Raw genomic sequence first — 13,354 nt, 5'->3', positions numbered from 1 at the left:
CTCACCTCCGCACCCGATCCACCGGTCAACCGACCCGACGCACCCGCGCGTCGAGATGTTCCCGAGCCGCCGGCGGAGTCTGCTCGGCGAACGACTCCAGCGCCGCCCGCGCCTCGTCCGACACCACCGCCGGCACCACCACGTCCAGCGTGACCAGCAGGTCACCGGCCCGACCGTCGCGCCGCACCACGCCCTTGCCCCGAGCGCGCAGCACCCGCCCGGACGGCGTACCCGGCGGCACCCGCAGGGTCACCGCGCCGTCGAGGGTGGGCACCCGCAGGTCGGTGCCGAGCACCGCCTCGGCGAAGGTGATCGGCACGGTCAGGGTGAGATCGTCCCCGGTACGCCCGAACAGCTCGTCCGGGCGGACCTTGACCTGCACGAAGAGGTCACCGGCCGGGCCGCCCCGCTCACCCGGCTCGCCGCGCCCGGCCAGCCTGATCCGCTGGCCGTCGGCCACCCCGGCGGGGAAGCGGACGTTCAGCGTGCGGGTCTTGGTCACCCCGCCGGTGCCCTGGCACTCCGGGCACTTCTCCTCGACGACGGTGCCCACGCCCTGGCAGGTGCGGCACGGCTCGGAGAAGCTGAACGACCCCTGGTTGCGGGTGGTCACCCCGGCGCCGTGGCAGACCGGGCAGGCCTTCGGCCGGGTGCCCGGCTTCGCGCCGTCGCCGTGGCAGGTGTCGCAGACTCCCGGCGCGCGCAGCGTCAGCGGGACGGTCACCCCACGTACCGCGTCGTCGAAGTCGAGCGCCACTTCGGTCTCCACGTCCCGGCCGCGGGCCGGGCCGCGGGGACGAGCCGGGCCACCGGCCCCGCCACCGCCGGAGAAGATCGAGCTGAACAGGTCGGTGAAGCCACCCCCGCCGAACCGGGTGTCGGCGCCACCGGCGCCACCGCCGCCACCGCCGCCGAAGAGGTCGGAGACGTCGAACGGCACCCCGCCGGGCTGCCCGGCCCCCCGGGCGCCGCGCCGGAACGCGCCCGAGCCGAACAGCGAACGCATCTCGTCGTACTCGCGGCGCTTGGCCTCGTCGCCGAGCACCGCGTACGCCTCGGAGACGGTCTTGAACCGCTCCTCGGCCTTCGGGTCACCCGGGTTGTGGTCCGGATGCGACTCCCGGGCCAGCTTCCGGTACGCCTTCTTGATCTCGTCCGAGGAGGCGGACTTCTGCACGCCGAGCGCGGCGTAGTAGTCCTTCTCGATCCAGTCCTTGGAACTCACCGGTCCACCCCCTTCCGCCTGATGTGGCCCGGCCGCCCCACCCGCCGTCGTACGGCGGGCGGGGCGACCGGATGGTTCCGCACTATTCCGGGTCGGCGACCGCGACCAGTGCGGGCCGCAGCAGCCGCTCCCCGAGCTGGTAGCCCCGGCGCATCACCTGGACGCAGGTCGGCTCGTCCACGTCGGCCGAGGTCTGGTGCGCGACCGCCTCGTGCCGGGTCGGGTCGAACGGGTCGCCCTGCTCCCCGAACGGGGTCAGCCCGAACTTGCCCAGCGCGGTGGTGAGCTGCTCGGCCACCGTGCCGAACGGCCCGACCAGGTCGCCGTGCTCGCGGGCCCGGTCCAGGTCGTCCAGGATCGGCAGCAGCGCGGCGAGCACCGAGCCGGTCGCCTGCTCCTGGACCAGACCGCGGTCGCGGTCCACCCGCTTGCGGTAGTTGGCGTACTCCGCCGACACCCGCTGCAGGTCCCGGGTCCGCTCGTCGAGCTCGGCCCGGAGGGCCTCCAGCTCGGCGCCGAGCGTGGCACCCACCACGCCGCCGGCGGCCGGCTGCGCGGGGGCGTCCACCACGGGCGGACCGGCCGGGACCGGACCGTCGACCGTCTCGACCTCGATCTCGTCGACGACGACCTCGGCCTCCTCCACCAGGCCCTCGGCCGGGACGTCCGCCCCGGCGTCGGCGGCGGCGGGCGCCTCCCCGGTCTTGCCGATCTTGCGGTTGTTGCGGATGACGACCCGCGGCCCGTCGCCGGCGGCCTGCTCGGCGGGCGCGGAGCCACCCGGCACCGACCCGGTGGCTCCCGGGTCGGCGGCTCGTGGCTTCTCCGTCATGCGACTACCTCGTTCTCTCTACCGTGAGTCCGGATCGGGGACGGACCGTCACTTCTTGTCCTCGTCCACGATCTCCGCGTCGACCACGTCGTCGGCACCACCGGCCTGCGGGCCGCCGGCGGCACCGGCACCCGCGCCGGCCGCGCCCGGCTGCTCACCCTGCTCGGCCTGCTGCGAGTAGAGCAGCGAACCGGCCTGCTGGGAGACCTGCGCCAGCCGCTCGTGCGCCGCCTTGATCTTCTCGATGTCCTGGCCGCCGAGCGCACCGCGCAGCTCGCCGAGGGCCTCGTTGATCTGGTCGCGGTTCTCGCTGGGCAGCTTGTCGCCGCTCTCGGCGAGGAACTTCTCGGTCTGCCACTGGAGCGCCTCGGCCACGTTGCGGGTCTCGGCGTCGTCGCGGCGGCGCTTGTCCTCCTCCGCGTGCTCCTCGGCGTCCCGGCGCATCCGCTCGATGTCGTCCTTCGGCAGCGAGGAGCCGCCGGTGATCGTCATCTTCTGTTCCTTGCCGGTGCCGAGGTCCTTGGCGTGGACGTTGACGATGCCGTTGGCGTCGATGTCGAAGGCGACCTCGATCTGCGGCACGCCGCGCGGCGCCGGCGGGAGGCCGGTCAGCTCGAAGGTGCCGAGCTTCTTGTTGTAGGCCGCGATCTCCCGCTCACCCTGGAACACCTGGATCAGCACCGACGGCTGGTTGTCGTCCGCCGTGGTGAAGACCTCGGAGCGCTTGGTCGGGATGGTGGTGTTGCGCTCGATCAGCTTGGTGAAGATGCCGCCCTTGGTCTCGATGCCCAGGCTCAGCGGGGTCACGTCGAGCAGCAGGACGTCCTTGACCTCACCCTTGAGCACACCGGCCTGCAGGGCGGCGCCGACGGCGACGACCTCGTCCGGGTTGACGCCCTTGTTCGGGTCGCGGCCGGTGAGCTGCTTGACCAGGTCGGTCACGGCGGGCATCCGGGTCGAACCGCCGACGAGGATCACGTGCTCGACGTCGGAGATCTTGATCCCGGCGTCCTTCACGGCCTGCTCGAACGGGCCCTTGCAGCGGTCCAGCAGGTCCTGCGTCATCCGCTGGAACTCGGCGCGGCTGAGCGTCACGTCCAGGTGCAGCGGGCCGGCGGAGCCGGCGGTGATGTACGGCAGGTTGATGTTGGTGGTGGTGGCGGCGGACAGCTCGATCTTGGCCTTCTCGGCGGCCTCACGGAGCCGCTGCAGGGCCATCTTGTCCTGGCCCAGGTCGATGCCGTGCTCGCCACGGAAGGTCTTCACCAGGTGGTCGATGATGCGCTGGTCCCAGTCGTCGCCACCGAGGTGGTTGTCGCCGCTGGTCGACTTGACCTCGATGACGCCCTCGGCCAGCTCCAGCAGCGACACGTCGAAGGTGCCACCGCCGAGGTCGAAGACCAGGACGGTCTGCTCCTTGGAGCCCTTGTCCAGCCCGTACGCCAGGGCGGCCGCGGTCGGCTCGTTGACGATCCGCAGCACGTTGAAGCCGGCGATCTCACCGGCCTCCTTGGTGGCCTGGCGCTGACCGTCGTTGAAGTAGGCGGGGACGGTGATCACCGCGTCGGTGATCTGCTCGCCCAGGTACGCCTCGGCGTCCCGCTTGAGCTTCATCAGCGTCCGCGCCGAGATCTCCTGCGGGGTGTACTTCTTGCCGTCGATGTCGACGGACCAGTTGGTGCCGATCTCCCGCTTGACCGACCGGATGGTCCGGTCGGGGTTGGTCACCGCCTGGCGCTTCGCGACCTCACCGACGAGCACCTCGCCGTTGCGGGCGAACGCGACGATCGACGGGGTCGTCCGCGAGCCCTCAGCGTTGGCGATGACGGTGGGCTCACCGCCCTCGAGAACGCTGACGCAGGAGTTCGTCGTGCCGAGGTCGATACCGACCGCACGTGCCATCTTCGCTTCCTCGCTTCGTAACGTTGAGGCAGGTCACGGGCCTGCCCGGCGGGCCGCCCGCAGCGACCGCACCACAAGTTGAGTGAACTTGACTCAATAGTGCCATGCCGCCGGCAATCCGCAAGTCGGGGTTGAGCCGACCCGACGCAACCCGACCGTTATTACCGTCCGGTTGTCTTCCCTTGCATCGGTCGGGCACGCTTTAGCGGTGACGACCAAAGGCGATCCCGCCACCCGGTCCGGCGCGCCCCCCGTCGCCGCCCGCGCCGGGTCGCCGGACGCCGCCGAGGCTGCCCCCGGCACCACCGCCGACGGCCTCCCGGCCGCGCTGACCGGGCTGCGGGCCGCGATCGACGCCGCCCGCTTCCCGCTGACCCTGCCGTCGGCCGAGCCGGCCCGGCGTACCGCCTCGGCCCTGGCCGACCAGCTCGACGACTACCTGCTGCCCCGGCTGGCCCGGCTCGACGCGCCGCTGCTGGTGGTGGTCGGCGGCTCCACCGGCGCCGGCAAGTCGACGCTGGTCAACAGCCTGGTGCAGGCCCGGGTGAGCGCCGCCGGGGTGCTCCGCCCGACCACCCGCTCCCCGGTGCTGGTCTGCAACCCGGCCGACTCCGCCTGGTTCCGCCAGGGGGAGCTGCTGCCCGGCCTCACCCGCACCACCCAGCCGAGCGAGGACCCGCGCGCCCTGCACCTGGTCACCGCACCCGCGCTCCCCGCCGGGCTGGCCTTCCTCGACGCCCCCGACATCGACTCGGTGGTCGACGCCAACCGGGCCCTCGCCGGCCAACTGCTGGCCGCCGCCGACCTCTGGCTCTTCGTCACCACCGCCGCCCGGTACGCCGACGCCGTCCCGTGGGAGCTGCTGCGCAGCGCCCGGGCCCGGGGCGCGGCCATCGCCATGGTGCTCGACCGGGTGCCGCCGGAGGCCGCCGACGAGATCGCCGCCCACCTGTCGGAGATGCTCGCCGCGCAGGATCTCGGCGCCGCGCCGCTGTTCGTCCTGCCCGAGACCTGGGTCGACGGCCAGGGCCTGCTGCCGAACAAGGTCACCGCGCCGCTGAGCGCCTGGTTCTCCCGGCTGGCCGCCGACGCCGAGGCCCGGGCCGCGGTGGTCCGGCAGACGCTGGACGGCGCGCTCGCCTCGCTGCACCCGACCGTCGAGGCGCTGGCCGAGGCGGCCGACGAGCAGGTCGCCGCCGCCGACGCGCTCGACGAGCGGGTCCGGGCCGCGTACCGGGGTGCGCATCGCACGGTGGAGGAGGGGCTCAAGGACGGCCGGCTGCTCCGCGGCGAGGTGCTGGCCCGGTGGCAGGAGTTCGTCGGCACCGGCGAGTTCTTCCGGACGCTGGAGGCGCGGATCGGCCGGCTGCGCGACCGGGTGGTCGCCGCGATGAGCGGACGCCCCGCCACGCCCGCCACCGAGCTGCGCAACGCCATCGAGTCCCAACTGGTCACCCTGCTGCGCGGGGTCTCCTCCGAGGCGGCCGAGCACGCGTACACCGCCTGGAAGGCGCACCCGGCCGGGGCGGCGCTGCTCGAACCGGAGCTGGCCCACCCCTCCGACGACCTCTCCGAGCGCGCCGAACGCCTGGTCCGGGACTGGCAGCGCGGGGTGCTGGAGCTGGTCAAGGCCGAGGGGGGCGACCGGCGCTTCGTGGCCCGCACCGCCGCGTACGCGGTCAACGCCACCGGCCTCGCCGTCATGATCGCCGTCTTCGCCTCGACCGCGTTCATCCCGACCGGCCTGGAGGTCGCCACCGGGGCCGGCACCACCGTCGCCGCGCAGACCGTGCTCCAGGCGATCTTCGGCGACCAGGCCGTGCGTACCCTCGCCAACAAGGCCCGGGCCGACCTGCTGGACCGGGTCCGGGCGCTGCTGGACGAGGAGGCGGCGCGCTACCTGACGCGCACCGACGAGGCCCGGCCCGGCGCGGACGCCGGGGCCGAGCTGCGCCGGGCCGCGTCCCGGGTCGAGGTGGCCCGGCACCGTAGCGGCCTGGCCGACGGCGACGGCGACGGCCTGCCCGCGCCGGGCGGTGACCGCCGATGACGGGCATCGTCGGCCGGATGCGCGAGGCGTTCCGGGGCGAGCAGCGGGTGGACGCCGACGACCTGGTGTCCCGCCTCGACGCGGTACGCCGCTTCCTGATCGCCGTGGACGGCCAGGTGCCGGACTCCCGCCTGGTCACCGCGCACACCCTGGTCGAGCGGGCCGGCACCCGGCTGGCGCTCTCCCGCGACCACACCGTGGTGGCGCTCGCCGGCGCCACCGGCAGCGGCAAGTCCAGCCTGTTCAACGCGCTGGCCCGGCTGGACCTCTCCCCGGTCGGCGTGCGCCGCCCGACCACCGGCGTGGCGCACGCCTGCGTCTGGGGCCCGCTCGACGGCGCCGGCCGGCTGCTCGACTGGGTCGGCGTGCTGCCCCGGCACCGGTTCGTCCGGGAGAGCGCGCTGGACGCCGACGACGAGACCGGCCTGCACGGTCTGGTCCTGCTCGACCTGCCCGACTTCGACTCGGTGCAGCGGTCCCACCGGCTGGAGGTGGACCGGCTGCTCGGCCTGGTCGACCTGGTGGTCTGGGTGGTCGACCCGCAGAAGTACGCCGACCGGGTGATCCACACCAGCTACCTGCGCGAGTTCCACCGGCACCGAGACGTGACCCTGGTCGTGCTCAACCAGGCCGACCGGCTGTCGGCGACCGAGCTGCCCCGGGTCCTCGACGACCTGCGCCGGCTGCTCGACGCCGACGGGCTGGACGGCGTGCCGCTGCTGGCCACCACGGCGGTCCACGAAGGCGGCTTGACGGGGCTACGGGAGGCGCTGGAGCGGGCGGTCGCCGAGCGTCAGGCGTCGCTGCGCCGGCTCTCCGGCGACATGGACGCCGTCGTGGCGGGGCTGGGTGAGCTGGTGGTCACGGACGTCCCCCGCGACGCCCCCGACGAGGACACGGTCCGCTCGCTGGACCGGGCCCTGGCCGGCGCGGCCGGGGTGCCGGCGGTGGCCGACGCCGTCCAGGGGGCGTACCGGCACCGGGCCGGCGGCACGACCGGCTGGCCGGTCGTCCGGGGCTGGCGCCGGCTGCGACCGGATCCGCTGCGCCGGCTGCACCTGCCCGGTCCGGCCGCCGGGGCCGACCAGCCGGCGGAGAGCCTGGTCGCCGCGACCTCGGTGCCCGACCCGACCGCCGCCCAGCGGTCCGCCCTCGGGCTGGCCATCCGCGCGGTCGGCGACCGCTCCGGGGCCGACCTTCCCGCGCCCTGGCCGGACGCGGTCACCACGGCCGCCCGGTCCCGCCTCGACGATCTGCCGGACGCGCTGGACCGGGCGATCGCCGGCACCGACCTGGGCATGGACCGCCGGCCGCTCTGGTGGCGGCTCGTCGGTGGCGTCCAGTGGCTGGTCACCCTCGCCGCGCTGGCCGGGCTCGGCTGGCTGCTGCTCGGCTACGCGCTGCGGGCGCTCGGGCTGCCCGCCCTGGAGTACCCCCGGGTGGGCGAGGTGCCGCTGCCGACCCTGCTGCTGCTCGGCGGCCTGCTCGCCGGGCTGCTGGTGGCCGCGGTGACCCGGCCGGTGATCCGCTGGGCGGCCCGGCGGGCCCGGCAACGGGCCGAGAAGCGCCTCACCGCCGCGGTGGCCGACGTCGGCGACACGTACGTCCTCAGCCCGGTACGGGCCGTCCTCGACCGGTACGGGCAGGCCAGGGACGCGCTGCGCGACGCGGCCCGGTGAGGCCCGCCCTCGGCACGGGTGTCCCCGCGGCCGTCGCGGCGTAGGGTCGGACCATGGCCACGCCACAGACCCCCTACGACGCGGTGCTGCACGCCGCCCGCGACGTGACGAGGCTGGACACCGCCCTCGACGCCGAGATGCTCGGCGCCGCCCTGCTGGGCAGCGTCTACGCGATCGCCGAGACCGACCGGGAGCGGGCGGTACGGGAGTTCGTCTCCGGCTTCCTGGCCGCCACCGCGCGCCGCCGGACCGCCGCCGCGACCACCATCCGGTCGGTCTTCGCCGCGCTGGTGCCGGACGCGGAGGGCGCGGCGAAGGTCCGCCCCGGCACCCAGGCCCCGGCCTGGTCCGGCCAGCTCGGCCGGGTGCACCTCACCGGCGCCTGGTCGTACGGCGACGTGTACGGCGACCAGACCTCCTACCTCGCCACCTTCGCCTACGACGACGCGACGGGCGGTCCGGAGCACGCGCTGGTGGCGCTCGTCGACCACAACATCGGGATCACCAAGGACGTCTTCGTGGGCGGTCCCGCCGAGCGGATTCTCGAACAGGTCCGGCAGATGTGCGCCACGGACGACCTGACCTGGTTCCGCGAGGAGGACCCGGCCCGGATGCACGGCGAGGTGAGCCGGCACCTGACGGTCACCGACGACCTCGGTGACCTGCCCGGCGAGGGTTCGCTCGCCACCGACCGCGCCCTGGTCGGCGCCCGGCTGGCGGTGCTGCCCGGCGCGCCGGCGGACACGCTGACCTGGGACGCCGAGCCGCTCACCGGGGAGGAGCGCACCGAGCTGGTGCGGACCTTCCTGGCGTCGCCGGAGGCGGCCCGCGCCGGCCTGCACACCCTGGACGGCGACGCGGAACTGGCCTCGCTGCACTTCTGCCTGGGCCTGCTCTTCGACCACGCGGCGAGCTTCCCGGACGCCGACCCGCTGCGCTGGAGCCCGGCGGTGGCGGGGCTGTTCCTGCTGGACTGGGTGCACCGCCGGGCCGTGCTGGACATGGACGACGCGGCGATGCTGCCCCGGGTGCTGCGCGCCTGGACGGCGTTCGCGGGACATCGGCGCGGCCTGCCGGAGCAGGCCGTCACCCGGACCGACGAGGCGATCGAGGAGCTGGTGCCGGAGTTCGCCCGGCTCTACAGCACGGGTGAGCGGCGCAGCCCGGCCACCGCCGCGGTGGCGCAGCTGATGGCGGACGGGGTGGACCCGGACGACCCGGCCGCGCTGGACGCCTGGATCGAGGCCAACCGCCAGCGCCTCGGCGACGACACCCCCTGACCGGTCACGCCGCGCTCAGCGCAGCGTGGCGTAGACCAGGCCGGCGACCAGACCGCCGACCACGCCCCCGACGACCACCTGCGCGACGGTGTGGTCGCGCAGCCGTACCCGGGACCAGCCGGCCAGGGCCGGCAGCGGCGCGGCGGCGAGCATCCGGGGGCCGAAGGTCAGCGCCAGCACGACCACCGCGCCCGCGGCCACCGCGGTGTGGATCGACATCTTCCACCAGTGGCTGACGGTCACCGCCACCACCAGGCCGACCACCCCGGCGGCGACCAGAGCGAGCACCGACCGGGGGGCGCCGAGCGCCGCGAGCAGCGCCAGGCCGGCGGTGGCCGAGGCCAGACCGAAGAGCAGGGGTACGCGTCGCTGGTCGCGGACGCCCACGTGGTGGTCGGTCAGGCGACCGCGCCGCACTCCGCCGAGGATGTACGCGAACGGGATGCCGCTGGCGAAGACCGAGGCGAGCAGCGCCCAGCCCAGCCCGTGCGCGCCACCGCCGCCGTGCCAGCCGACCGCGACGGTCAGCAGGGTGACCAGGACGGCGGGGGCGGTCACCTCGGTCACCAGCCGGGCCAGCCGGGTCAGGGCTCCGGGCGGTACGACGACCCGGCGGAGTCCACCCTCGTCGCCGCCCCCGTCGATCCCGTTCAGCTCCCCGTCCCCGATCCGTCCCGTCCGGCCCCGCCGCGGGCCGGTGGCGCCGGCGGCGGGCGTACGGCCCGGTCAGCTGGCGTCGCCCGTCACCGTACCGTCCAGGTCGGGGGCGTCGTGGCTGGTCGGCGCGGGTGCCGCCGGGCGCTGCGGGGCCGGGCTCGGGGTGGCCGCCGGGAACTTCGGCGGACGGGCGGTGGGCGACGGCGGTCGGACCGGCGGGCGGGCGGCCGGACGCCGACGCGGGCCGCCGGTGGTGGTGGCGGCGGTGGCGCCGGTGGCGCCGGTGGTGGTGGCGGCGGTGGCGCCGGGGCGCGGCCCGGCGGCCGGCGACGGGGGCGACGGCGGGGTACGGGTGGGGGCCACGGTGGGCTCGGGGTCGGGCGACGGCTCGGGGTCGGGCGACGGCTCGGGGTCGGGCGACGGCTCGGGCGAGCCGGTGGCGGTGGGCTCCGTGCTGACGGTGGGCGTCGGGTCCGGCGGCGACTCGGAGAAGGTGCTGCTCGGGTCGGCGGTCGGGGTGGGCCCGGGGGTCGGCGAGCCGGCCGGCGTGGGGCGGGGTGCGGGGGTCGGTGCGGCGGTCCGGCCCGGTGCGGGCGGGGTGGGCCGGGAGGACGGGGGCGGGGGCGGCGGCAGCGGGCGCTGGGCCGAGCCGGGAGCGGCCGGTGCCGCCGGCGCGGCCGCGGGCAGCGCGGGCAGCGGCGGTCCCAGCGGGATCAACCTGACCGCGGCGGGGACGGCGGCCGGCAGGTCCCCGGGCCCGGCGGACGGCGGCGCGGGCTGGCCGGTGGCCGGCAGCGGGACCACCACCGGGCCGTCGGAGGGGGTGGGCAGGAACGGGGTGCTCCCGTCAGGGAGCGCGCTGCTGCCGACGGTGGCGGAGCCGGTGCTGAAGGCGGCGAGGATCGGCATGGACGCCGTGCCGGCGAGCAGGGCCACGGTGAAGAGGTAGCCGCGGCCGGGGCCGGCCGGTCCGGGGGCGCGGTGCGCGCCGATCATCCGCCGGTAGCCGCCACCGTCGCGGTGCCGGCCGAGCATGGGGGCGGGAGGACCGTCACCTGACTCGGACACCGCAGAACTCCCTCGTCGATTTTTGAGCAACCGGGCACCGGCGGCTTTCTAAACGGACATACGGCTTGAAACGCCCTGCCGGCACCCAGGTCAGCTTGGACCAGTGACGCTCAGTTCACCAGGGACCACAGCGTGTCGACACACAAAATGTCCGTCGCCATGAATCTTCCAAGGGACAAATACGTCGATGCGTCGCGAAGACGACGGAACGGGACCGGTGGGGGAGGCCATACTGTGGGACCGCTCACCTCCTCTGCAATCATTCAGGCACGACGGCAACGCAGCCGGCCTCCGCGCACCCCGCGGCAGGCGCGGTTCGGCGCCGGCTCCCGAACCGGGTTCCTCCCCGAATCCGGCTCACCGCCGCGCGGCAACCCTCACCGGGGCTAGGCGCGGCCGCCAGGAACCAGCCCGGCACCGGCCGGGCCGGCGTACGAGTTGCGCGGACGGGTCACCCCCGGCGCCGACGCAGACACGACAGGGAGAGACGGATGGCAAAGGGCGACCCCGGGGTCACCAGCCGCGGCCGGCGGGCCGCACCCCGGTCCAAGCGCACCGCCGCGGCGGGCGAGCCGGAACTCGTACAGCTGCTCACCCCCACCGGTGAGCGGATCGAGAGCGCGATCGGCCCGGACGGGACCGAGTACCGCGTCGACTTCACCGACGAGGAGTACCGCGGGCTCTACCGCGACCTCGTGCTGGTGCGCAAGCTCGACGCCGAGGCCACCGCGCTGCAGCGCCAGGGCGAACTGGGCCTCTGGGCCAGCCTGCTCGGCCAGGAGGCCGCGCAGGTCGGTTCGGGGCGCGCGCTACGTACCCAGGACATGGCCTTCCCGACCTACCGGGAGCACGGCGTCCTCTACTGCCGGGGCATCGACCCGATCATGCCGCTCGGCCTGTTCCGCGGCGTCGACCAGGGCGGCTGGGACCCGAACGAGTTCAAGTTCAACATGTACACGATCGTGATCGGGGCGCAGACCCTGCACGCGACCGGGTACGCCATGGGTGTCGCCATGGACGGCAAGACCGGCACCGACGACGGCGAGGCGGTGATCGCCTACTTCGGCGACGGCGCCACCAGCCAGGGCGACGTCAACGAGGCGTTCGTCTGGGCCAGCGTCTTCAACGCGCCGCTGGTCTTCTTCTGCCAGAACAACCAGTACGCCATCTCCGAGCCGCTGGAGCGGCAGACCCGCGTCCCGCTCTACCAGCGCGCGGGTGGCTTCGGCTTCCCCGGCGTCCGGGTGGACGGCAACGACGTGCTCGCCTCGTACGCGGTGACCCGGCATGCGCTGGACAACGCCCGGCTCGGCCAGGGCCCCAGCCTGATCGAGGCCTACACCTACCGGATGGGGGCGCACACCACATCCGACGACCCGACCCGCTACCGGATCGCCAGCGAGGTCGAGGCCTGGCAGGCCAAGGACCCGATCGCCCGGATGAAGGCGTTCCTGACCAACCAGCAGATCGCCGACGCGGACTTCTTCGCCTCGGTCGACGAGCAGGCCCGCGCCGAGTCGGTGCACCTGCGCGAGCGGGTGCTCACCATGCCCAACCCCGAGCCGGTGTCGATGTTCGACCACGTCTACCCCACCGGGTCCCCCGAGCTCGACGAGCAGCGGGCGAAGTTCAGCAAGTACATGGAGTCGTTCGAGGGGAGCGCCCACTGATGGCCACGGAGACGCTCACCCTCGGCAAGGCCCTCAACACCGGTCTGCGCAAGGCCCTGGAGAACGACCCGAAGGTCGTCATCATGGGCGAGGACGTCGGCAAGCTCGGCGGCGTCTTCCGGATCACCGACGGGCTCCAGAAGGACTTCGGCGACCAGCGGGTGATCGACACCCCGCTGGCCGAGTCCGGCATCATCGGCACCGCGGTCGGCCTCGCCATCCGCGGCTTCCGCCCGGTCTGCGAGATCCAGTTCGACGGCTTCGTCTACCCCGCGTACGACCAGATCGTGTCGCAGGTGGCGAAGATGCACTACCGCTCGCAGGGCAAGGTCCGGATCCCGATGGTCATCCGGATCCCCTACGGCGGCGGCATCGGCGCGGTCGAGCACCACTCCGAGTCGCCCGAGGCGTACTTCGCCCACACCGCCGGTCTGAAGGTCGTCACCTGCGCCAACCCGCAGGACGCGTACTCGATGATCCAGCAGGCGATCGCCTCGGACGACCCGATCGTCTTCCTGGAGCCCAAGCGGCGCTACTGGGAGAAGGGCCCGGTCGACCTGGACGCCCCGCTCGCGGACGCGTACCCGCTGCACTCCGCCCGGGTGGCGCGGGCCGGCACCGACGCCACCGTGCTGGCGTACGGCCCGATGGTGCGGACCTGCCTGGACGCGGCCACCGCCGCCGCCGAGGACGGCCGGCAGCTGGAGGTCATCGACCTGCGCACGCTCTCCCCGCTGGATCTGACCGCCGCGTACGAGTCGGTCCGGCGCACCGGCCGCTGCGTGGTCGTGCACGAGGCCCCGGGCAACCTGGGCCTGGGCTCGGAGATCGCCGCCCGGATCACCGAGGAGTGCTTCTACTCCCTGGAGTCCCCGGTGCTGCGCGTCACCGGCTTCGACACCCCCTACCCGGCCAGCCGGGTGGAGGAGGAGTACCTGCCCGACCTCGACCGGGTGCTCGACGCCGTCGACCGCACCTTCGGCTGGTGAGC

10 protein-coding genes are annotated in these 13,354 nt (G+C 74.5%); 5 read left to right on the top strand and 5 right to left on the bottom strand.

The window, feature by feature from the left end:
- Nucleotides 1–25: 25 nt before the first annotated feature.
- From dnaJ to dnaK, 3 genes are all read right to left on the bottom strand, one after another.
- Entirely contained in the window at nt 26–1,225 is a 1,200-nt protein-coding gene (gene dnaJ / locus M2302_RS28055; RefSeq protein ID WP_280840826.1) for a molecular chaperone DnaJ, read from the bottom strand.
- 82 nt (nt 1,226–1,307) lie between these two features.
- Nucleotides 1,308–2,057 carry a nucleotide exchange factor GrpE gene (grpE, locus tag M2302_RS28050; RefSeq protein ID WP_280840825.1) on the bottom strand — a complete coding sequence of 250 codons (750 nt, stop codon included), beginning with the start codon at nt 2,055–2,057 and terminating at the stop codon, nt 1,308–1,310.
- A 48-nt stretch (nt 2,058–2,105) separates the two neighbouring features.
- A complete protein-coding gene (gene dnaK / locus M2302_RS28045; RefSeq protein ID WP_280840824.1) occupies nt 2,106–3,959 on the bottom strand; it encodes a molecular chaperone DnaK in 1,854 nt (617 codons plus the stop codon).
- 208 nt (nt 3,960–4,167) lie between these two features.
- Between dnaK and M2302_RS28040 the strand changes: the two genes are divergently transcribed.
- Genes M2302_RS28040 through M2302_RS28030 form a run of 3 tightly spaced genes read left to right on the top strand, consistent with a single transcriptional unit; the run spans nt 4,168 to nt 8,968 of the window.
- Complete coding sequence (locus M2302_RS28040; protein WP_280840823.1) at nt 4,168–6,009, top strand: ABC transporter; 1,842 nt, start codon at nt 4,168–4,170, stop codon at nt 6,007–6,009.
- Nucleotides 6,006–7,688, top strand: a complete 1,683-nt coding sequence (locus tag M2302_RS28035) for a GTPase (RefSeq protein ID WP_280840822.1) — start codon at nt 6,006–6,008, stop codon at nt 7,686–7,688. The genes M2302_RS28040 and M2302_RS28035 overlap by 4 nt, the downstream gene beginning before the upstream one ends.
- A 53-nt stretch (nt 7,689–7,741) precedes the next feature.
- Entirely contained in the window at nt 7,742–8,968 is a 1,227-nt protein-coding gene (locus M2302_RS28030; protein WP_280840821.1) for a hypothetical protein, read from the top strand.
- 15 nt (nt 8,969–8,983) lie between these two features.
- Here M2302_RS28030 and M2302_RS28025 read toward each other — a convergent pair whose 3' ends face one another.
- Together M2302_RS28025 and M2302_RS28020 are read right to left on the bottom strand one after the other, a co-directional pair.
- Entirely contained in the window at nt 8,984–9,526 is a 543-nt protein-coding gene (locus tag M2302_RS28025; protein WP_280840820.1) for a phosphatase PAP2 family protein, read from the bottom strand.
- Between the two features lie 168 nt (nt 9,527–9,694).
- Nucleotides 9,695–10,693, bottom strand: a complete 999-nt coding sequence (locus M2302_RS28020; RefSeq protein ID WP_280840819.1) for a hypothetical protein — start codon at nt 10,691–10,693, stop codon at nt 9,695–9,697.
- A 491-nt stretch (nt 10,694–11,184) separates the two neighbouring features.
- On the opposite strand from M2302_RS28020, the gene pdhA reads away from it, so the two are divergent.
- Nucleotides 11,185–12,363 carry a pyruvate dehydrogenase (acetyl-transferring) E1 component subunit alpha gene (gene pdhA / locus M2302_RS28015; protein WP_280840818.1) on the top strand — a complete coding sequence of 393 codons (1,179 nt, stop codon included), beginning with the start codon at nt 11,185–11,187 and terminating at the stop codon, nt 12,361–12,363.
- Nucleotides 12,363–13,352, top strand: a complete 990-nt coding sequence (locus M2302_RS28010; protein ID WP_088959543.1) for an alpha-ketoacid dehydrogenase subunit beta — start codon at nt 12,363–12,365, stop codon at nt 13,350–13,352. Before pdhA ends, M2302_RS28010 begins: the two co-directional genes overlap by 1 nt.
- Nucleotides 13,353–13,354 lie beyond the last annotated feature (2 nt).

Origin of the sequence: Micromonospora sp. A200, from assembly GCF_029893845.1 — a bacterium.
Taxonomy (GTDB): Bacteria; Actinomycetota; Actinomycetes; order Mycobacteriales; family Micromonosporaceae; genus Micromonospora; species Micromonospora purpureochromogenes.
Note: the sequence above shows the minus strand (reverse complement) of the source record. Positions and strands in the feature narration are given on the sequence as shown.

Bases quoted from the DNA above. Each gene is read 5' to 3' on its own strand.
- grpE (WP_280840825.1), bottom strand. From the start codon at position 2,057: ATGACGGAGAAGCCACGAGCCGCCGACCCGGGAGCCACCGGGTCGGTG.
- M2302_RS28035 (WP_280840822.1), top strand. From the start codon at position 6,006: ATGACGGGCATCGTCGGCCGGATGCGCGAGGCGTTCCGGGGCGAGCAG.
- dnaK (WP_280840824.1), bottom strand. From the start codon at position 3,959: ATGGCACGTGCGGTCGGTATCGACCTCGGCACGACGAACTCCTGCGTC.
- pdhA (WP_280840818.1), top strand. From the start codon at position 11,185: ATGGCAAAGGGCGACCCCGGGGTCACCAGCCGCGGCCGGCGGGCCGCA.
- M2302_RS28010 (WP_088959543.1), top strand. From the start codon at position 12,363: ATGGCCACGGAGACGCTCACCCTCGGCAAGGCCCTCAACACCGGTCTG.
- M2302_RS28030 (WP_280840821.1), top strand. From the start codon at position 7,742: ATGGCCACGCCACAGACCCCCTACGACGCGGTGCTGCACGCCGCCCGC.